We start from the raw sequence: 19,396 nt of genomic DNA, 5'->3' as shown, positions 1-19,396 counted from the left end.
TTTTGTCTTAAAGCCGAACGATCAGTTCAGCCAGCAGCGCTGAACGCTTAACCAGATCGTCGATGATAATGTGTTCGTATTCCGCGTGCGGACCTGCGCCCGTGGCACCCAGACCGTCAAGGGTAGGGATGCCCAGTGCGGCGGTAAAGTTGCCGTCGCTGCCGCCGCCGACGGAGGCTTCGCCGATTTCAAAGCCGAGGGCGCCCGCCGCCTCTTTTGCTTTTTCCATCAGTTTTCCGGTGGCTTCGCTGCGCTCCATCGGCGGGCGGATCATGCCTCCGCTGACGGTAATCTGGATGCCGTCCATGACGGGCGTTGAGCCGTAAATTGCCTTATGAATTCTGTCCGCTTCGTCCAGACGGGTGACGCGCACGTCGATGCTTAAGTTCGCCTCTTCGGCGACGACGTTGATCTTGCTGCCGCCGCAGGCGACGCCGACGTTAACAGTGGTGCCGTTTTCAGGCGCATTCAGCGAGTGGAGATACTGGATTTGATGCGACATTTCCTGAATGGCGCTGATGCCGTCTTCCGGGTTGTTGCCCGCGTGGGCGGCGCGGCCCTTGATGTGCACGTAAAAACGACCGGTACCTTTACGGCCGGTTTTCAGTGCGCCAGTATTGGCCGTCGCTGGCTCGGGAACCAGTACGGTTTGATAGTTGGGAGCAATCTGTTCAATCAGCGGGCGAGAGCTTGGGCTGCCCAGCTCCTCGTCTGCGTTGCAGAAGAAGCGAATTTGCCTTCCGGTCAGCAGGTTAAGCTCTTTTAATGCGCGAACCGCCCAAATGGCCTGAACCAGCCCGCCCTTCATGTCTAGAACGCCGGGGCCGTAAAGTTTACCGTCTTCTTTCCTGAGCGTCAGGCGGCCGATGTCCCATACTGTGTCAAAATGGCCGATGATAAGCGTCTTTTTCGCGCCGCTACCGATTTCAAACGTCAGGTGATTGCCGTATTCCGTTTGCGGGAAGACTTCCGCTTTTACGCCGAGATAGTCAGCGAACAGCGCCTGAACGCGCTCACCGCAGGCGTCCACGGCCCGCTTGTCGTGAGAAGGCGACTCAGCGCCGGCCAAACGTTCCAGATCGGCCAAGATGTCGTGTTGGTGCTGAGTCAGGTAAGTAAGAATGGTGGACATGGTTTTTACCTTCATTTTTTAGGATGAGGTCCCAAGCATATCCCTCTGAGGAGTGAAAAAAAAGCCGAAAACACCCCTTATGCACTGCAAACGATGTCGGTTTTGCATGGTGCCTGCGTTCTTTGCATTGTGACTTTGACGAACGATTGTTAGTTTGTTCTGAATAAATAATAAACAAAATGAGAACAGCCATGTACCAATACGATACGGTAGTAAAAGGCGTCTGGGTGAAAGATCCAATCAACGGCGTGGACTGCCAGGCAGACATCGCGATTTTCGATGGAAAAGTCGCCGCCGTCGAGCCAGATATCGCCATGAGTCAGGCCAGAACGCTGATTGACCTGAGCGGCTATACCGCCATTCCCGGCATTATCGACCCGCACACGCACGTCAGCGCCTTTTGGGGCAGCGATAACGGCCAGACGATGCTGGCGAAAGCGGGCGTTTGCACCACGCTTGACATGGCGGGGCCGATGGAGGATATCCTTCAGTCGATCCCACAGCACGGCGCCGGGTTAAACGTCGCGATCCTACAGTACGCCAGCCCGCCCTATACGTTTAACAGCGCTTCGCCCTCAGATTCCGAGATTCGGGCGCTGGTTGAAAAAAGCCTGCGAGATGGCGCCTATGGCGTAAAGCTTTTGGGCGGCCACTACCCGTTAACGCCGGACGCTTCCGCGAAGCTGATTGCCGAAATCGCTCGTCAGGGAGGATACGTCGCCTGGCATGCCGGAACGACGGAACACGGCTCCAACATTGAAGGCATGCGAGAAGCGATTGCCATGGCGGACGGGCATTTTCTCCATCTTGCCCATATCAACAGCTACTGCCGCGGCGCGATTAATCCTGAACTGGAAGAGGCTCAGGAAGCCATTTCGCTTCTGGTGAATAATCCCAATATTTATAGCGAGTCCTATATTTCGCCGCTTAACGGCACAAGCCTTGCCTGTAAAGACGGCGCTCCTATCAGCAAAGTAACCTGCAACAGCTTGAAGAAGCTGGGCTTTGAAGCCTCCGAGGAGGGAATGGAGCGGGCCTTCAGGGCCGGTAAGGTCGGCTGCGTGGTTAACGGCGGCAGCGAAAGCGTGCGGGTGACCGGCGAAGAAGGCATTCGCCTGTGGCGTGAGCACGGGACCGAACTGGGCGGCATGTTCCCTGTGAATCCGCCGATGCCCAGAATTATGCTGGCCGAAGCCAAGCGGCCTTCCGGCGATTTTGTGGTTGACTGTCTGTCGACGGACGGCGGCTGTCTGCCTCGTAACGTGCTGGTGGAAAAGGGGCTAGGGCTGGTATTTCTTGACGTTCTCAGCCTGGATGAGTTTATCATCAAAACCTCCTGGAACCCTTCCCGTATGCTGCGCTTGCCGCAGAAGGGAACTCTGGGCATCGGCATGGATGCCGACATCACCGTACTGGACGTAGAGCGCCGGCAGCCTGTCGCCACTATCGTTGGCGGCGAGGTTGTGATGTTTAAAGGGCTGGTTTGCGGGTGCGGTACGACGATTATCTGTACCGAGAAGGGGGAAGCCAGCCTGCGGGCCAGAGGCATTAAAACCTGCGTGGCTGACCCGTCGCAAAAGCCGCTGGCGATGAGCGCCACTCGCTGACCTTTAGAATCAGCGATGCTATGATTAAGAGCCTGGAGGACGGAGTTCTGAGGTTTACATTCATTATTTGAGGCGTTATTTGTGATTAAAGCGCGGATCGCGGGCGCTTTAAGTTGCTTTTTGCGCCAAAATGAGTAAAATTTTCGGGCTTTTTATATGACACCAGACCCCGTTCCTCGATGGGGTCTGTGTGTTTTATTAACTCAAAAGAGGATGTTATGGTAACAATTCGTTTAGCTCGTGGCGGCGCTAAAAAGCGTCCGTTTTATCAAGTTGTCGTGACCGACAGCCGCAATGCGCGCGACGGTCGCTTCATCGAACGCGTAGGCTTCTTCAACCCGGTAGCTACCGGTCAAGCAGAACGTCTGCGTTTAGACTTAGACCGCGTCAATCACTGGACCGGCCTGGGTGCAACGGTTTCTGACCGCGTTGCACAACTGATTAAAGAAGCTGGTAAAGCAGCTTAACTTGTTCGGGTGTCAATCATTATGAGCACGCTGTTAAATCCTGTAGTCCTTGGCAAACTGGGGTCTACGTACGGAATTCGTGGTTGGCTCAGAGTGTTTTCATCCACCGAGCAAACCGAAAGCATTTTCGACTACCGTCCGTGGTATATCAAACGGGCCGGTGAGTGGCGCGTCGTCGAGCTGGAAAGCTGGAAACGCCACAATCAGGATCTGATCGTCAAGCTCAAAGGCGTAGACGACAGAGACGTTGCACAGGCGTTGACCAATTGCGAAATTGCCGTCAACGGCGAGCAGCTGCCTGCGCTTGAAGAGGGCGATTACTACTGGAAAGACCTTATGGGCTGCAAGGTAGTCACCACTTCCGGATATGAACTGGGTAAAGTTACTGACATGATGGAAACCGGTTCTAACGACGTTTTAGTCGTGCGGGCGAATCTGAAGGATGCTTTTGGCGCAAAGGAGCGCTTAATCCCGTTCCTTGATGAACAAGTCATTAAGAAAGTCGATCTCGCTGCTCAATTGATTGAAGTCGATTGGGATCCCGGTTTTTAATTCCGTGCCTCGCGCTCTGCGCAGGGCGGTCGTCATAGATGGAACGTTAAGCATGTGGATTGGTGTTATTAGCCTGTTCCCCGAAATGTTCCGCGCGGTGACCGACTACGGGGTAACCGGCCGAGCAGTAAAGAATGGCCTGCTGAGTGTCAATATCTGGAGTCCTCGCGACTTCGCACACGATAGGCATCGCACCGTTGACGACCGGCCTTACGGCGGTGGTCCCGGCATGTTGATGATGGTTCAGCCCTTACGGGACGCCATACACACGGCAAAAGCGGCAGCGGGCGAAGGGGTGAAGGTGATTTATCTTTCACCGCAGGGGCGCAAACTTGACCAACGTGGAGTTTGCGAGCTGGCGACAAATGAGAAGATGATTCTGATTTGCGGCCGGTATGAGGGAATAGACGAGCGCGTGATTCAAACCGAAGTCGATGAGGAGTGGTCCATTGGTGATTACGTTCTCAGCGGCGGAGAGCTTCCCGCGATGACGTTGATTGATTCAGTTTCTCGGTTTATTCCGGGCGTTCTGGGGCATCAACAGTCGGCCGAAGAGGACTCGTTTGCTGACGGTCTTTTAGACTGCCCGCACTATACTCGACCTGAGGTGTTAGACGGCATGGAAGTTCCGCAAGTGCTGCTTTCGGGCAACCATGAACACATTCGCCGTTGGCGCCTAAAGCAATCGTTGGGCCGAACCTGGCTTAGAAGACCTGAGCTTCTAAAAAGCCTAGCTCTGACTGATGAGCAAGCAGCGCTGTTGACCATGTTCCAAAAGGAATATGAAGCACAGCAAGACTAACGGGTAACGTTGTGTTCCCGACGTTTCAGTTTACCTAGGGTAAGAGAGATATTATGAGCAACATTATTAAGCAACTTGAAGAAGAACAGATGAAGAAGGACGTACCTGCATTCCGTCCGGGTGATTCCGTGGAAGTAAAGGTATGGGTCGTTGAAGGCAGCAAGAAACGTCTGCAGGCATTCGAGGGCGTGGTTATCGCTATCCGTAACCGCGGTCTGCACTCTGCATTCACTGTTCGCAAGATTTCTAACGGCGAAGGCGTAGAACGCGTATTCCAAACCCACTCTCCAGTGGTTGACAGCATTACCGTTAAGCGTCGCGGTGCCGTTCGTCAGGCTAAACTGTACTACCTGCGTGAGCGTGCCGGTAAGTCAGCTCGTATCAAAGAGCGTCTTGCCAAAGCCAGCGCTTAAGCGACATCCAAAAGCGATATACAAAGGGCTTAGCAATGCTAAGCCCTTTTTCATGTGCCCGCGAAGCGGGGTTGTCTTTTTAACTTCGGCTATTTGAAGTAGCTATATAGAAGTGCTTCATTGACGTTCGATCCGCTATTATCAAATCGAATATAGTTAACGCCGTCCCAAAGGCATTTCTTTTCCAGGATGCTTTGAATGAACGCATCCCAGTTTTCCAGCTTCCAGGCGTCGCGGGCATTGTTGCGTGTGATAATCCGATTTTTTAGCACTTCGGGCTTCACAGTGACTTCAAGAACGTTGGCATCAACATCCTGACTCCAGCCGTATTCAGCAATGCTGTTTTTAACAAAATTGGGGTCGGAGAAATAGCCTAAAAAGGGCGCATCAAGGACCACAGAATTGCCTAATTTGAGATTTTCTCCCGCGAGATGCAGTAAGGTTTCATACTCTAGCGGCATAACTTCGTTCTTGTAAAAATCACATCCATCTCTGTCAGTAGGCGCATGTCCTTGCATGACAAGCAGCTTACCGGTAAAGCGATTCGACACGACGTCTTTATCCAGATAGCTGTAGTTTAGCTTTGACGCTAGCAGTTTGCCGATTGTCGACTTACCAGAGCCGGCCGCTCCAATTAAAAAAATAACTTTAGCCACGATGTTCCTCGATGTAAATTCGCATATGCGAACATAATTCGTATATGCGAACCCTTAATGTGAACTGCTATGTACTTTGTACAAATAGTCTATACGGTGTAATTCGTATAATAGTGGCTGTGGTATGCTAAATGAAGTTTTTGGCTCAAATATTTGAACACCTATCACAATTCGCATATGTGAACTAAATATGAAGACTAAGCCTGAAAAAATTAATAAATCCGCTGAGCGCGTTATCGATCTTTTACTTTTGCTTAGCGGTAGTGACAAGGCGTTAACGCTTAACAATATTTGCGAAATGATGCAAATACCCAAAAGCAGCGCCTTTGAATTGGTTCAAACTTTAATTTATAAGGGAATTGTAGAAGTTAAAGACCCGATAAATAAGACTTATGGCCTTAGCATCTTGGCTTTTGAAATCGGCAGCGCCGTTGTGAGCAATTTGAGCGTGGTTGATATTGCCAAGCCTTTTATACAAGAGCTGAATAGGAAAACCGGGAGCACCGTTTTTCTGGGGATGGAAGACAAAGGTAAAATCGTCTATTTGGATAAAGCGGAAAGCCACTCGGTCATGAGGCCTACGGCTAAGCTGGGATCTGCGCGTCACCTGCACACTACGGGGCTAGGGAAGGCGCTGCTTGCGGCTTTCCCCGACCGCAAGATTGCTCAACTGCTTGGCAGCGAGCCTTACCCTACAAAAACGCCGTTGTCCAAAACCAACCTAACGGACGTACTGAGCGACGCCAATCTGACTCGTCAAAATGGTTACTCGATTGACGATCGCGAAGATAATTTGGAAATGTACTGCATAGGTACGGCTATTTATAACCATACCAATCTGCCGATTGCTTCATGCAGCGTTGCTAGCCTGTATAGCGGAATGACTGAAGAAAAAGAGCAAATAATCGCAAAGCTTGTGACTCAAACCGCGATGCAGATATCCAGAAAATTGGGCTTTACGGGGCATAAACCGTATTTGTTGTAATTAGTGATAAGAAATGAACACTTCAGGAGACTCTGATGTATACCAAGTTTAACAATATGAAAAAAATTATCGATTCTGGCGCGGTGCTAATTGTCAGATTAGATAATGAAGAAGAAACAATTAAAATTGCCGAAGCGGCAATTGAAGGCGGTATTACAGTATTGGAAATACCGATGAGCGTTCCTAATGCGCTTGACGTTATTAAATACTTATCAAATAAATATAAATCACAGGGTATTCTGATTGGAGCAGGCACCGTTCTAGACGGTGAAACGGCCAATGCGGCAATTCGCGCTGGCGCAGAGCTGCTGGTTAGCCCGCAGTTAAATCCTGAAATGATAAAAATGGCTAATCGCTATCAGGTCGTGACAATGAGCGGCGCTTTTACTCCGGCGGAGATCCAAAATACGCTGGATGCCGGTGCGGATATTGTGAAGCTATTTCCCGCAGAGTTCCTAAGCCCTGCATATGTTAAATCCATTATGGCCCCTCTTTCGCACGCGCCTATTTCGCCCACGGGCGGCGTAACGCCGGAAAACGTATCCGAATGGTTTGCGGCCGGGGCTATTTGCGTTGGTCTGGCAAGCTATATCACTAAGGCGGCTCAAAAAGATAACGATTATAGTAAGGTCACTCAAGCGGCAAAGACCTTCCTGGCAGCAATAGCGAAGGCGAAAAGCGGTCTTTAATATTTCTAACTTTGAATAATTAATAAATATATTTCGATAACATCGAGATATATTCTTACCTGTAATTTAAAGGAATATAACATGACATTAATAAAGCAAAAGCCTCGCTTGAGGTGGGGTTTTGTCATTTTATTAGTTGTTGGCGCTATTGTTAATTATCTGGATAGATCCAACTTAAGTATTGCCAATACAACAATTTCCGAAGAATTTGGTTTATCCCAAACGCAGATGGGCTTTTTATTATCGGCCTTTCTTTGGCCGTATGCTCTTGCCAATTTACCCGCCGGTTGGCTGGTTGATAAATTTGGGCCGAAAAAGATGTTTGCCTGGGCGTCGGGCCTTTGGTCCATCGTCACCATTGCCTGCGGTTTCTTAAATAGCTATTCGATGTTTTATGCGATGCGCGTAGTTTTAGGCGTTGCGGAATCACCGTTCTTTACCTCCGGCTTAAAGGCTACGCAGACTTGGTTTTCAAAAGAAGAGCGCGGCGTTCCCGTTTCTATTATCAATACGGGCTCGCAAATCGCTAATGCGATAGCGCCTCCTCTGTTAACCATTTTGATGTTAACCATGACCTGGCGCGGCATGTTCGTCGTCGTAGGCGTTTTCGGCCTGTTGGTTATGCTCGTGTGGTTAAAAATTTATCGCGAACCGACGCCGGAAGAAGCGCTGCTTATTAAAGGCGAAGAAGAAGCGAAGGCTGAGCAGCTCGCCAAGTCGTCTTCAGTTAAGCAAGCGTCCTGGGGGGATTTGCTTAAGCAAAAAGTCACCTGGTTTATGATTTTGGGTAACTTCGGCATCATGTTCACGATTTGGGTCTATCTGACTTGGCTACCCAGCTATCTTGAGCGTGAACAGGGCTTTACATTAAAGCAAATGGGCTGGATTGCCTCTATTCCCTTCTTCTGTGGAATTATTGGCGTATTGCTTGGCGGCATTATTTCTGACTATGCCATCAGGAAGGGAATAAAGCCGATTAATGCGCGTAAAATTCCCATCGTTGGCGGCGCTGTTATTGCCGCCGCGTCCGTAGCGCCAATCGCCTTTATTGATAATACGGTGCTCAGCATTGTTCTGCTGTCCATCGGATATTTTGCATCTCAATTGCCGTCGGGCGTTATCTGGACTCTGGCTGCTGACGTTGCGCCAAGCAATCAGGTTGGCTCACTGGGGGCAATTCAAAATTTCGGCGGATTTTTAGGGGCGGCGATGGCGCCTATCGTGACCGGCGTTATTTTGGATAAGACAGGCAGCTTTGGAAACGTTTTCATCCTTGGCGCCTGTTTGCTGCTGGTTGGTGCGATTTCTTATGGCTTCTTCCTGAAAAAGCCGGATGAGAAATAGCGATAGCTAAGAGGCGTGCTATATATGGGTTATGGCGTTAACAGCCATAACCCATTTTTTTCGCTATTGATAATGCGGCCGTTAGGCCGAGAGAATTATACCCAGCCCTTGGCGCGGAACTCGTTAAGCAAGCTGACGAAGGTGGTCATTTCTTCCGGTGTGCCCAGCGTCAGGCGATTCCAACCGGTTGCCGGCGGGAATTCACGGCCGACGAAAACGTGATATTCCTTCATGCGCTGCTGATAGGTTTTTACGTCGCCGGGAACCCTGTGAAAGATAAAGTTTGCCTGTGAAGGAAGATACTCTAATCCCAGCTTATCCAACGCGTTGGTGACGATTTTGCGCGCGGTGTCAACTGACGTTCGGCTAATGGTCAAGAAGGTTTTATCTTCCAGTGAAGCCAATGCGGCAACGGCGCCGGCCGCGTTGGTGTTGTCGAGAGACATGAAGGCTTCAATTTGTGCAATTACGTCTGGATGGGCAACCGCATAGCCAATACGTAATCCTGCGAGCGCATAGATTTTTGAGAACGTACGGGTGACGATGACCTTTTTGTTCTCTTTTAGCACAAGTTCGATGCCGCTGCGAAAGCTTGGGTCCGTGACGAATTCAGCATAGGCTTCGTCGAGGATGAACAGCGTATTTTCCGATGCGCTTGCAATCCAGGGCTCCAGCTGCGCGGCTGGCGTAATGGTCGCCGTCGGGTTATTTGGGTTACACAGATAAACGATAGACACGCCGTCAAACGCCTCTGCCGCTTTCTTCAACCCGTCAACGTCAAATCCCAGCCTGTCGTTGAGCGGTATTTTGACCACGCTGACGCCGAGGGATGAGGCGTAAAGCTCTGCGTAGTTGAAGGTCGGATCGGGTACTATCAGTTGAACTTTTTTACCGGCTTTCTGCGCCTGATAGATCCCCATCTGAACGGCAGCCTGAATTGACTCTGACGATCCGTTTCCTAAGGACAGGTTGGAAACCTGGAGTTTGTGTAACTGAGCGATTTTTTCAATCAGCTTCTCTCTGGCCGCGTCGGGGTAGCGGAAGGCCTGGGGCAGCGCATCAATCACCGCCTGATGCGCCTTAGGCGACATGCCCAGCGAATTCTCGTTAAAGTTTAGCAGCAGCGGCTGTTCTTTCGTTGGTGTGGGCAACACGGGCGTTTGGTTAGCTGCCTGAGTTCCCTGACTCGCCCGCGCCGTGCCGGTTACTAACTGCCCCAGAGTGAGCCCGCCTAGCAGCAGACCGGAAGATTTAAGTAGCGTTCGCCTGTCCATATTATTTGCCCTATAGTGAATTATTATTCAAATAAATCGGTATCTGAGTAAGTTATCCGGTTTTCTGAATGATGTAAATAAGGGAAAACGACGCGCGTAAAGCAGGGGAAGAGTGTAACAGCAGAAACAGCAGAAATAGAAACGGCCGCGGTTGCTGCGGCCGTTTAGAGTAGAAAACCGGCGATTACGACTTGACTTCGTTGGTTTCTATAATTCTTTTGACTTTATCAGCCTGAGCGGCCAGATTCATCTGACGATAGGCGTTTTCCATCAGCGGTAGCGCGTCGCGAGTGGCTTGTGCATCGGGATAGTCGCGCATCATTTGCTCAACGCGGTTAACGACGGCGACATAGGCGCCGCGCTTAGTGTAATATTGCGCGACGGAAAGCTCGTAGTTGGCCAGACGGTTGTGCAAGTACACCAGACGCTTCTGCGCGTCATTGGCGTAGGCGCTCTGCGGGAAGCGGCGAACGAGCTGGGTGAAGTCGCTGAACGCGGCGCGAGCGTGCTGCGGGTCGCGGTCGGAGCGGTCAATCCCGAAGAAGTCCTGTACCATGTTGCCGTCGAACGCCATATCGGTAAGTCCGCGCATGTACATGACGTAGTCAATGTTCGGGTGCGTCGGGTTTAGGCGCGCAAAGCGATCGATGGTGGCCTGAGCGAGGGGCAGCTCATCGGCCTTGTAATAGGCGTAGATAAGATCAAGCTGCACCTGCTGAGAATAAGGGCCAAACGGATAGCGGCTGTCTAATGCTTCCAATTCGGTAATAGCGCCACGAAAGTTACCGCTTTGCAGCTTTTCCTGGGCGGTTGCATACATTTCCGCTGGCGGAGTATCGGGAACCTTGTCCGATGAGCAGCCAGCCAATGTCAGGCTTACTATGGCCGCAGCCATTAACTTTTTCATAGGCATCATGACGCTTTGATTATCCTCAGAGTGTAGTTTCAGAAGCTATCCTTTCAGCTTCTGAGAAGTAACAGATACAATAGCATATTATTTTAAACGGCATTACCGTTAAAACCCAACTGAAAACTTAAGAAGTCACTTTATGTCACAGCAAGTACAGCTTACTGCAACGGTTCAAGAATCACAGCTTGGTCAGAGATTAGATCAGGCATTAGCCGAATTGTTCCCCGATTATTCGCGTTCTCGTATAAAAGAATGGATTCTGGAAGAACGCGTGTCGGTCAACGGCCAAATTATCTCCAAGCCGAAAGAGAAAGTGCTTGGCGGCGAGTGTATCTTAGTCGATGCCCTGATAGAAGAGGAAACGCGTTGGGAGCCTCAGGACATCGCGTTAGACATCGTCTATGAGGACGATGATATTATCGTTATCAACAAGCCGCGCGATCTGGTTGTTCATCCGGGCGCAGGCAATCCTGACGGTACGGTGCTTAACGCGCTTTTGCACCATTACCCGGCCATTGCCGACGTGCCGAGAGCGGGCATTGTGCACCGTTTGGATAAAGATACGACCGGCCTGATGGTGGTGGCGAAGAACGTTCCTGCCCAAACTCGGCTGGTAGAGGCGCTTCAGGCGCGAGAGATTACCCGTGAATATGAGGCGGTGGCGATCGGTATTATGACCGGTGGCGGAACGGTAGACGCCGCGATCGCGCGTCATCCTACCAAGCGCACCCACATGTCGGTTTATCCGATGGGAAAACCGGCGGTGACGCACTATCGCATCATGGAACGTTTTCGCGCGCATACTCGCCTGCGCCTGCGTCTGGAAACGGGCAGAACGCACCAAATTCGCGTACATATGGCGCACATCACCCATCCGCTGGTGGGCGATCCGCTGTATGGCGGCCGTCCCCGTCCGCCAAAGGGCGCTTCCGAAGCCTTTATCCAGCAGTTGCGCGATTTCGACAGACAGGCGCTTCATGCGACTATGCTGCGTTTGCACCATCCCATCAGCGGCGAGCTGATGGAGTGGCACGCTCCGCTGCCGGACGATATGGTGGCATTGGTCGCCGCGCTGCGTGAAGACACTGAATTATTTAAAGATCAACTGGACTGGACATGATCCCACTAATTCTTCCCGAATGGCAGGCGCCGACGAACGTTAAGGCGCTGGCGACAACGCGTGCAGGCGGCGTTAGTCCGCCGCCCTATGAATCGCTAAACCTGGGCGACCACGTTGGCGACTCGCCGCGAAACGTGGAAGAGAATCGTCGACGCCTCAGCGCCCAGCTGGGGCCGCGGCTGGAAATAGGGTGGCTCTCTCAGGTACACGGTACCGACGTTCTGCCTATGGAGTCATACCGCGCCGTTGATAACTGCGCCGATGCGTCTTATAGCCGCTCGCCGGGGAAAGCGTGCGCAGTAATGACGGCGGACTGCCTTCCCGTACTGTTCTGTTCCGCCTACGGTAACGAAGTGGCCGCAGCTCACGCGGGATGGCGTGGGCTTCAAAGCGGCGTGCTTGAGCGCACGCTTGAGCATTTTGATGCGTTACCCGCCGACGTGATGGTTTGGCTGGGGCCAGCGATAGGGCCTGAGCGCTTTGAGGTTGGCGCAGAAGTGCGTGAGGCTTTCATGCGGGTTGACCCACAGGCTTCTCTGGCATTTCAGCCCAGCGGAGATAAATATCTGGCCGATATCTACCTTCTTGCCCGCCAGCGCCTGATCGCTGCCGGCGTGCAAAAAATTTACGGCGGTAACTACTGCACCGTAGGCCAGCCTGAACTCTTTTTTTCCTATCGACGCGAAAAGACCACCGGCAGAATGGTGAGCCTCATTTGGTTTGAGTAAACCGCACGTCGCTAGCTACGTTAGGCTGACTTCTGCCTAACGTATTGATACTAATAATTCTTCAATTCTGTGATTGACGTTGATAAATTTATATTGACTTTAGTCTTGAAAACCACTCTATCAGCCTCATCTATACGACATAGCAACATTGCTAACCCTATTTTTCTCTGGAGGTGTTATGCGTCTAGATCGTTTAACCAGCAAGTTTCAGCTCGCCTTGGCCGATGCGCAGTCATTGGCGCTGGGGCGGGACAATCAGTTTATTGAACCCATTCACTTAATGAGCGCGCTGCTGGCTCAGGAAGGGGGCAGCGTTCGCCCGCTGCTAACGGCGGCCGGCGTTGATGTTTCTCGTCTGCGAAATGACTTGAACGACGCGCTCAGCCGCACCGTTCAGGTTGAGGGCGCGGGCGGCGACGTTCAGCCGTCGAATGAGCTTATCCGCATGCTGAACCTGTGCGACAAGCTGGCGCAAAAGCGCAGCGATAAGTTCATTTCTTCGGAATTGTTTATTCTTGCCGCGCTGGAAGAGCGCGGGCAGCTTGCTGACCTGCTGAAAAAAGCGGGGGCGGTGGAAAATAGAATAAGTCAGGCGATTGACCAAATGAGAGGTGGTGAAAACGTGGATGATGCCAGTGCGGAAGACCAGCGCCAGGCGCTGAAAAAGTACACTATCGACATGACCGAGCGGGCTGAACAGGGCAAGCTTGACCCGGTTATCGGCCGTGATGAAGAGATCCGTCGGACTATTCAGGTGCTGCAGCGCCGCACCAAAAACAACCCGGTGCTTATCGGCGAACCTGGCGTGGGTAAAACCGCCATCGTTGAGGGCTTGGCCCAGCGGATTGTTAACGGCGAGGTGCCCGAAGGATTGAAGAATAAGCGCGTGCTGGCGCTGGACATGGGCGCGCTGATTGCCGGCGCGAAGTATCGCGGTGAGTTTGAAGAGCGTCTGAAAGGCGTTTTGAACGATCTCGCCAAGCAGGAGGGGAGCGTCATCCTGTTTATCGATGAGCTGCACACCATGGTCGGCGCGGGTAAGGGCGATGGCGCGATGGACGCCGGCAATATGCTGAAGCCTGCGTTGGCTCGCGGCGAGCTTCACTGCGTCGGAGCGACGACGCTGGATGAATACCGTCAATACATCGAGAAAGACGCGGCGTTGGAACGGCGTTTCCAGAAAGTCTACGTGGCGGAGCCGACGGTGGAAGACACCATCGCCATCCTACGAGGGCTGAAAGAGCGCTATGAGCTGCACCATCACGTACAGATAACCGACCCGGCAATCGTGGCGGCTGCGACCCTGTCTCATCGCTATATCTCTGACCGGCAGCTGCCCGATAAGGCTATCGATCTTATTGACGAAGCGGCATCCAGCATCCGTATGCAGATGGACTCCAAGCCTGAACCTCTGGACAGGCTTGACAGACGCATTATTCAGCTGAAGCTTGAGCAGCAGGCACTGATGAAAGAGTCCGATGATGCCAGTAAAAAACGTCTTGATATGCTAAACGAGGAGTTGGAACAGAAAGAGCGCGAATACTCCGAGCTGGAAGAGGAATGGAAAGCGGAGAAAGCCTCCGTATCCGGTACGCAGAGTATCAAGGCCGAGTTGGAGCAGGCCAAAACGACGTTGGATCAGGCGCGCCGCGCAGGCGATCTGGCCCGGATGTCTGAGCTGCAGTACGGCAAAATCCCCGAGCTGGAAAAGCAGCTGGCGATGGCGGAAAGCTCCGAAGGCAAGACCATGAGGCTGCTGCGCAATAAGGTTACCGATGCGGAAATCGCCGAAGTGCTGGCCAAGGCGACCGGCATTCCCGTCGACCGCATGCTGGAAGGCGAACGCGACAAACTGTTGCGTATGGAGCAGCAGCTGCATGCCCGCGTTATTGGCCAGAATGAGGCGGTAGAGGCGGTGTCTAATGCGATCCGCCGCAGCCGCGCAGGCCTGTCGGATCCGAATCGTCCGATCGGCTCATTCCTGTTCCTTGGTCCGACCGGGGTAGGTAAAACCGAGCTGGCGAAAGCGCTCGCCAACTTTATGTTCGACAGCGATGACGCGATGGTGCGCATCGATATGTCGGAGTTTATGGAGAAACACAGCGTTTCCCGCCTGGTTGGCGCGCCTCCGGGCTATGTCGGCTATGAAGAGGGCGGTTATTTGACGGAAGCCGTTCGTCGGCGCCCGTACTCTGTCATCCTGTTGGACGAAGTGGAAAAGGCGCATCCGGACGTGTTCAACATTCTGCTTCAGGTGCTGGACGATGGCCGCCTAACGGACGGGCAGGGGCGTACGGTGGACTTTCGCAACACGGTTGTCATCATGACCTCTAACCTCGGTTCCGACATGATCCAGGAGCGCTTTGGTAAATTGGATTACGGCGAGATGAAAGAGCTGGTGATGAGCGTCGTCGGCCACCACTTCAGGCCAGAGTTCATCAACCGTATTGATGAAACCGTCGTGTTCCACCCGCTGGGTGAATCGATGATTAAGTCAATTGCCCGTATTCAGCTTGAGCGCCTGTATAAGCGCCTGGAAGAGCGCGGCTACATGGTAAGCATCTCTGAGGCAGGTTTAGATCTGCTGGCGAAAGAGGGGTACGATCCTGTTTACGGCGCACGCCCGTTAAAACGCGCTATTCAGCAGGAAATCGAAAACCCGCTGGCGCAGCAAATTCTGTCTGGAACGCTGTTGCCGGGTGAGCCGATTACGCTGGACGTAGACGGCGAGCGCATTGTCGCGAAACAATAACTGCACATAGTAGGTACAAAGGGGCGAGCGGTTTATACACCGTCGCCCCTTTTCTATGTCGGGAGTAAGGGCTATCTTTTCAACATCTCCCAGCTTAGTCCGAAGCGGGAGAGGTATTTTCTCAGTCTGTCCGCATCGTTGGGGTTCTTCTTCTGGCTGCGGGATACGGCGAACAGCTTGCGCCCGGCGTCAGAAAGGCTGGCGCTTATTCGACACACCTCCAGCACCGCCTTCAACTGATGATAGTCAAAGAGATCGATGGGGGCGTTAACGTCAGGCAGTGCTGCGCTTTCTTCCCGTTGCGCTAGGCCCCAGCCGTAGCGCAGCCGCTCGATTTCCTGCGTGACGATCTCGTCCGTTATGCGTCCGGATTCAGCCAGCGTCGCCATCCGAGTGACGCTAGCGCTGAGCTCCCTGAAGTTCCCCGACCACGAGGCTTCGCTTGACGTGGCGAAAGAGAGATACCGACGGCGAGATTCGGCGTTGAAATAGGCGCGTTCTCCCTGTTCTTTTGCAAAGCGAGCCAGCTCGTAGTCGAGGTTTGGTTCGAGATCTTCTGGACGGTCAGCTAAGCCCGGCAGTTGATAGGTCCAAAGGTTTATTCGGGCGTAGAGGTCTTCGCGAAAGCGGCCTTTGCTGACCTGCTTACGCAGGTCCCGATGGGTTCCGGCAATTAGCTGAAAGTCGCTATGGACCTCTTTATCGCTGCCGAAGGGAAAGAAGGTTTTCTCTTCAATGGCCTTAAGCAGCATGGCCTGTTCATCGAGGCCCAGTTCGCCTATTTCGTCTAAAAACAGCATGCCGCCGTTGGCGGAACGCAGCAGCCCAGGGCGATCCGACTGTGCGCCGGTAAACGCGCCCTTTACGTGGCCGAAAAGCGTCGACATCGCGCTGTCGCCGCGCAGGGTGGCGCAGTTGACCTCAACAAAACGGCCGCTTAGACGATGCCTTTCCTGCTTAAGCTCATAAATTCGGCGGGCCAGAAATGATTTCCCCGCACCCGTGGGGCCAATCATTAAGATGGGTGCCGTTGAGCGGATCGCAACGCGCTCGATTTCGTCAATCAGACGGTTAAAGGTCGCGTTGCGTGTTGCAATTCCTGCTTTGAGATAGGAGACCGAGTTAGCGCTTAGCTGTTTAAATCGAGTCGAGATGCGGTCATAGCGGCTAAGGTCAAGGTCGATGATGGAATAACTGCCGGCCGGGTTTGCGTGTTCACCTTCTTCCTTCGTGCTTTTCCTCTCTGGCATGGTTTGAATAAGCTTGGCGGGGAAATAACGCGCTTCGGTTAGCAAAAACCAGCAGATCTGAACAACGTGCGTACCGGTGGTGATGTGAATCAGATACTCTTCATTTTCCGTATCGAAAGGGTAACGCTCGGCGAAATCGAGCAGGGCGGTATACACCTCTTCAATATCCCATGGGTTACGTAGCGCAATTTCATGCAGGCGTATTTCCATATGTGGCGAGGCCAAAAGAATGTCCTGCATGGTTCTTTCCGCCATGATCTTATCTCTGGGTTGGTAGATAAGCTCCAGCCTGTCGATCGGAAAATCTGGCTGCTGGCACATGCCGACCGTTGGCCGCCATTTGTTCCAGCGATTTTCACGCTTACCACGTTTGTCTAATACGGTTCCCAATACGCCAATGGCGACACGCTTCATGATTTATCTCAAAATATAAAAATTATCCAAAATAATAAAATAATTTTGACCGTATGGCGATACTGTCGTTTGTCAGGGCGTAAGATTTATATTAAAAACAAATAAAACATATAGTTATGATTTTTGAATCAGTTAAGGAAAATTGGCACGGTTCAGGCTATTACCAAAACTAAAACGGTCTGAATAAATAAGGAAGAAACAATGCTAATAGAAGAAAAAGGAATATTTGCTGAAAATGAGCATCCGGTGTTCGACGCCATGAGGCGAAGGATAGAACGAGAGCTGGATGCAATAGAGCGGGCCTTCGACGTAAAAATACTTTATGCATGTGAATCGGGCAGCCGGGGATGGGGATTCGCCTCAACCGACAGCGACTATGACGTTCGTTTTATCTATATACATAAAACCGAATGGTACTTAAAGGTTGAGCCCGGTCGCGATGTGATAGAACGCCCTTTAGATGATGAGCTTGACATAAGCGGTTGGGAACTGCGTAAAGCGCTGGGGCTGTTAAAGCGATCTAACCCGACGTTGCTTGAGTGGCTCAATTCGCCGATAGTTTATCGGGCTGATGAGGCGTTTATGACTGAGCTGCGTCAATTGGCTGTTGATTGCTTTTCAGGACTCAAGGGTCGCTATCACTACCTTTCGATGGCAAAAAAGAACTTTCGTGGCTATTTGAAGGGGGATACGGTCAGGCTTAAAAAGTACTTTTACGTTTTACGCCCGCTGCTGGCCGTGAAGTGGATCGATGAGCGGAAAAGCGTGCCTCCGATGCCTTTTTCACACCTGCTTACCGTACTTGATGATAAAACGCTGCTGGCGGAAATAGACCACCTGCTTGAGAGCAAGCGAAAACATCCAGAATCCAAATTTGGTAACAGGTTAGAGCTGATACACCGTTTTATAGAACAAGAGTTGGATTTTCGCGCTCTTGAAATGGTTAAAAGCGACATGCTGGCGCAGTCTGCAAGCGTAAGCTGTCTGGATCGGTTTCTAAGCGATACCGTTATGCGGCGCTCATGATAGTTGTCTTGGGCGTTCATTGCTGCTTTTGAACGCCCAACCGCATAAAAAAGGTGCGAAGGAAAGCCCAATAAATAGCGCAGAGATAGCGGTCACTAAAGCCGTGCCAAAAGGAATGTGTGGGTATATCCAAATGAGCCTGATGGCAGTAATCAGTAGCGCAACCAGCGAGACGGTTAACCAATAGCGCATTGAGATCGTTGAGTGCTTTTCGGCATGCTTTGGCGTCAGGTAAAAATAAGCGGCAATAGCGGTAAGGCCAATAAAGGTACTGGCGTGCTGCAGGATGCGATAAAGCGGAATTTCATGATTGAGCAGATTGAGGCTTATCGTTTGCCAGCCAAACAGCGTGATGAAGAACGCATCCTGGTGGGTGAATGCATCCCATATCACATGGGAAAGTGCGCCGATAAAAAGAGAAAGCAGCACGATGGCAAAATGGCTTTTGACGTACGCAGGCCAGCTTATCGCTAAACGAAGCGGCCAAAGGCGATGGCGAATAAACGCGGGCAGGTTTTGTATTAGCGGCTCTCTAATCACGCAGTGAAAGGTAAACGTCAGCAGTAGCGCCAGGGGGATATCGAGCAGAAAAATGCCGGCAGGGGTATGCCCATAAAGCCCTTTAACGCTCATGCGAACAAAGTATTCCAGATCGGGCGACACGCTTCCTGCTATCAGCGCAGTCATTGATAGGCGCTTACCTAAGCCGTAGCGCAGAGGAAGGACGAGGGCCGGGTGGGCAAAGGTAAAAGGCATGGGCGTCGGCTTCATTTGAATATGTAGCGATAAGGCTAGGCTTGGCCTGTGAAGCTAATATGAAGAAAATATCCGACGTAAGAGAAAGAAACTGTTTGGATATTAATCAGAATAATGGCGAAAACAAAAAATCTGCAATTATTTCTAATTTACCTCTTGCCAGCCGTTATTAATTCCCTATAATGCGCCTCCACTGACACGGCAGAAGCCGGTTAGCTCTCAGCCAGTCAAGCGGAAAGCAACGCGCAAATCGGTGATTTACCGCTTGACTCTGAAACGGGATGGCGTAATATACGCAGCCCGCGTCACGGGAAGTTTTTCCCCTGACGCACGCTCTTTAACAATTTATCAGACAATCTGTGTGGGCACTCACAGGACGCTATCCAACAGCGCTTCGGCGCAAACGATAGATAAAAGTCTTGAAGAGTGAACATCAGTTAATTCATTACGAACTAACAGTAAAGATTCTTTGAGCATCAAACTTTAATTGAAGAGTTTGATCATGGCTCAGATTGAACG

The 19,396-nt window shown here is 51.7% G+C and carries 18 protein-coding genes; 12 read left to right on the top strand and 6 right to left on the bottom strand.

What is annotated here, in order from left to right; all coding sequences use genetic code 11:
* Positions 1-7 precede the first annotated feature (7 nt).
* The gene (locus G544_RS0106940; protein ID WP_027273920.1) at positions 8-1,132 is read right to left on the bottom strand and encodes a M20 family metallopeptidase; all 1,125 of its coding nucleotides are present in this window, start codon (positions 1,130-1,132) and stop codon (positions 8-10) included.
* Between the two features lie 191 nt (positions 1,133-1,323).
* Between G544_RS0106940 and G544_RS0106935 the strand changes: the two genes are divergently transcribed.
* From G544_RS0106935 to rplS, 5 genes are all read left to right on the top strand, one after another.
* Entirely contained in the window at positions 1,324-2,739 is a 1,416-nt protein-coding gene (locus G544_RS0106935; protein ID WP_036023564.1) for an amidohydrolase family protein, read from the top strand.
* A gap of 218 nt (positions 2,740-2,957) precedes the next feature.
* Positions 2,958-3,206, top strand: a complete 249-nt coding sequence (gene rpsP / locus G544_RS0106930) for a 30S ribosomal protein S16 (protein WP_027273918.1) — start codon at positions 2,958-2,960, stop codon at positions 3,204-3,206.
* A gap of 21 nt (positions 3,207-3,227) precedes the next feature.
* A complete protein-coding gene (gene rimM, locus G544_RS0106925) occupies positions 3,228-3,758 on the top strand; it encodes a ribosome maturation factor RimM (protein WP_036023561.1) in 531 nt (176 codons plus the stop codon).
* 52 nt (positions 3,759-3,810) lie between these two features.
* The gene (trmD, locus tag G544_RS0106920; RefSeq protein ID WP_027273916.1) at positions 3,811-4,560 is read left to right on the top strand and encodes a tRNA (guanosine(37)-N1)-methyltransferase TrmD; all 750 of its coding nucleotides are present in this window, start codon (positions 3,811-3,813) and stop codon (positions 4,558-4,560) included.
* 53 nt (positions 4,561-4,613) lie between these two features.
* Positions 4,614-4,973, top strand: a complete 360-nt coding sequence (gene rplS / locus G544_RS0106915) for a 50S ribosomal protein L19 (protein WP_027273915.1) — start codon at positions 4,614-4,616, stop codon at positions 4,971-4,973.
* Between the two features lie 89 nt (positions 4,974-5,062).
* Here the strand turns inward: rplS and G544_RS0106910 are convergent, their stop codons facing one another.
* Complete coding sequence (locus G544_RS0106910; protein ID WP_211218896.1) at positions 5,063-5,629, bottom strand: P-loop nucleotide/nucleoside kinase family protein; 567 nt, start codon at positions 5,627-5,629, stop codon at positions 5,063-5,065.
* 190 nt (positions 5,630-5,819) lie between these two features.
* Between G544_RS0106910 and G544_RS0106905 the strand changes: the two genes are divergently transcribed.
* From G544_RS0106905 to G544_RS0106895, 3 genes are all read left to right on the top strand, one after another.
* Positions 5,820-6,614: an IclR family transcriptional regulator gene (locus tag G544_RS0106905; RefSeq protein ID WP_036023559.1), complete on the top strand. Its 795-nt coding sequence runs from the start codon at positions 5,820-5,822 to the stop codon at positions 6,612-6,614.
* A gap of 35 nt (positions 6,615-6,649) precedes the next feature.
* A complete protein-coding gene (locus tag G544_RS0106900; protein ID WP_027273912.1) occupies positions 6,650-7,303 on the top strand; it encodes a bifunctional 4-hydroxy-2-oxoglutarate aldolase/2-dehydro-3-deoxy-phosphogluconate aldolase in 654 nt (217 codons plus the stop codon).
* Between the two features lie 81 nt (positions 7,304-7,384).
* Complete coding sequence (locus G544_RS0106895; RefSeq protein WP_051155617.1) at positions 7,385-8,647, top strand: MFS transporter; 1,263 nt, start codon at positions 7,385-7,387, stop codon at positions 8,645-8,647.
* A 95-nt stretch (positions 8,648-8,742) separates the two neighbouring features.
* Here G544_RS0106895 and G544_RS0106890 read toward each other — a convergent pair whose 3' ends face one another.
* Complete coding sequence (locus tag G544_RS0106890; RefSeq protein ID WP_027273910.1) at positions 8,743-9,921, bottom strand: pyridoxal phosphate-dependent aminotransferase; 1,179 nt, start codon at positions 9,919-9,921, stop codon at positions 8,743-8,745.
* 184 nt (positions 9,922-10,105) lie between these two features.
* Positions 10,106-10,837 carry an outer membrane protein assembly factor BamD gene (gene bamD, locus G544_RS0106885; protein ID WP_027273909.1) on the bottom strand — a complete coding sequence of 244 codons (732 nt, stop codon included), beginning with the start codon at positions 10,835-10,837 and terminating at the stop codon, positions 10,106-10,108.
* A 133-nt stretch (positions 10,838-10,970) separates the two neighbouring features.
* On the opposite strand from bamD, the gene rluD reads away from it, so the two are divergent.
* The 3 genes from rluD (at position 10,971) to clpB (ending at position 15,431) form a co-directional block, all read left to right on the top strand.
* A complete protein-coding gene (gene rluD, locus G544_RS0106880; protein ID WP_027273908.1) occupies positions 10,971-11,951 on the top strand; it encodes a 23S rRNA pseudouridine(1911/1915/1917) synthase RluD in 981 nt (326 codons plus the stop codon).
* A complete protein-coding gene (gene yfiH, locus G544_RS0106875) occupies positions 11,948-12,679 on the top strand; it encodes a purine nucleoside phosphorylase YfiH (RefSeq protein WP_027273907.1) in 732 nt (243 codons plus the stop codon). Before rluD ends, yfiH begins: the two co-directional genes overlap by 4 nt.
* A 178-nt stretch (positions 12,680-12,857) precedes the next feature.
* Positions 12,858-15,431, top strand: coding sequence for an ATP-dependent chaperone ClpB (gene clpB, locus G544_RS0106870; protein ID WP_027273906.1), 2,574 nt, complete (start codon positions 12,858-12,860; stop codon positions 15,429-15,431).
* Between the two features lie 71 nt (positions 15,432-15,502).
* Here the strand turns inward: clpB and rtcR are convergent, their stop codons facing one another.
* Complete coding sequence (gene rtcR / locus G544_RS0106865) at positions 15,503-17,095, bottom strand: RNA repair transcriptional activator RtcR (protein WP_027273905.1); 1,593 nt, start codon at positions 17,093-17,095, stop codon at positions 15,503-15,505.
* 258 nt (positions 17,096-17,353) lie between these two features.
* On the opposite strand from rtcR, the gene G544_RS0106860 reads away from it, so the two are divergent.
* On the top strand, positions 17,354-18,121 hold the full coding sequence (locus tag G544_RS0106860; RefSeq protein ID WP_081650764.1) for a nucleotidyltransferase domain-containing protein: 768 nt from the start codon (positions 17,354-17,356) through the stop codon (positions 18,119-18,121).
* Here the strand turns inward: G544_RS0106860 and G544_RS20135 are convergent.
* Positions 18,116-18,877, bottom strand: coding sequence for a DUF4184 family protein (locus tag G544_RS20135; RefSeq protein ID WP_051155615.1), 762 nt, complete (start codon positions 18,875-18,877; stop codon positions 18,116-18,118). The two genes, G544_RS0106860 and G544_RS20135, sit on opposite strands and share 6 nt — an antisense overlap.
* Positions 18,878-19,396: the final 519 nt, after the last annotated feature.

Source organism: Leminorella grimontii ATCC 33999 = DSM 5078 (genome assembly GCF_000439085.1).
Lineage (GTDB): Bacteria > Pseudomonadota > Gammaproteobacteria > Enterobacterales > Enterobacteriaceae > Leminorella > Leminorella grimontii.
The sequence above is the reverse complement of the archived record's forward strand: the minus strand, read 5'-3'. Positions and strand labels throughout refer to the sequence as shown.

Coding starts and splice junctions, on each gene's coding strand:
- G544_RS0106940 (WP_027273920.1), bottom strand. CDS start 1,132: ATGTCCACCATTCTTACTTACCTGACTCAGCACCAACACGACATCTTG.
- G544_RS0106935 (WP_036023564.1), top strand. CDS start 1,324: ATGTACCAATACGATACGGTAGTAAAAGGCGTCTGGGTGAAAGATCCA.
- rpsP (WP_027273918.1), top strand. CDS start 2,958: ATGGTAACAATTCGTTTAGCTCGTGGCGGCGCTAAAAAGCGTCCGTTT.
- rimM (WP_036023561.1), top strand. CDS start 3,228: ATGAGCACGCTGTTAAATCCTGTAGTCCTTGGCAAACTGGGGTCTACG.
- trmD (WP_027273916.1), top strand. CDS start 3,811: ATGTGGATTGGTGTTATTAGCCTGTTCCCCGAAATGTTCCGCGCGGTG.
- rplS (WP_027273915.1), top strand. CDS start 4,614: ATGAGCAACATTATTAAGCAACTTGAAGAAGAACAGATGAAGAAGGAC.
- G544_RS0106905 (WP_036023559.1), top strand. CDS start 5,820: ATGAAGACTAAGCCTGAAAAAATTAATAAATCCGCTGAGCGCGTTATC.
- G544_RS0106900 (WP_027273912.1), top strand. CDS start 6,650: ATGTATACCAAGTTTAACAATATGAAAAAAATTATCGATTCTGGCGCG.
- G544_RS0106895 (WP_051155617.1), top strand. CDS start 7,385: ATGACATTAATAAAGCAAAAGCCTCGCTTGAGGTGGGGTTTTGTCATT.
- G544_RS0106890 (WP_027273910.1), bottom strand. CDS start 9,921: ATGGACAGGCGAACGCTACTTAAATCTTCCGGTCTGCTGCTAGGCGGG.
- bamD (WP_027273909.1), bottom strand. CDS start 10,837: ATGATGCCTATGAAAAAGTTAATGGCTGCGGCCATAGTAAGCCTGACA.
- rluD (WP_027273908.1), top strand. CDS start 10,971: ATGTCACAGCAAGTACAGCTTACTGCAACGGTTCAAGAATCACAGCTT.
- yfiH (WP_027273907.1), top strand. CDS start 11,948: ATGATCCCACTAATTCTTCCCGAATGGCAGGCGCCGACGAACGTTAAG.
- clpB (WP_027273906.1), top strand. CDS start 12,858: ATGCGTCTAGATCGTTTAACCAGCAAGTTTCAGCTCGCCTTGGCCGAT.
- rtcR (WP_027273905.1), bottom strand. CDS start 17,095: ATGAAGCGTGTCGCCATTGGCGTATTGGGAACCGTATTAGACAAACGT.
- G544_RS0106860 (WP_081650764.1), top strand. CDS start 17,354: ATGAGGCGAAGGATAGAACGAGAGCTGGATGCAATAGAGCGGGCCTTC.
- G544_RS20135 (WP_051155615.1), bottom strand. CDS start 18,877: ATGCCTTTTACCTTTGCCCACCCGGCCCTCGTCCTTCCTCTGCGCTAC.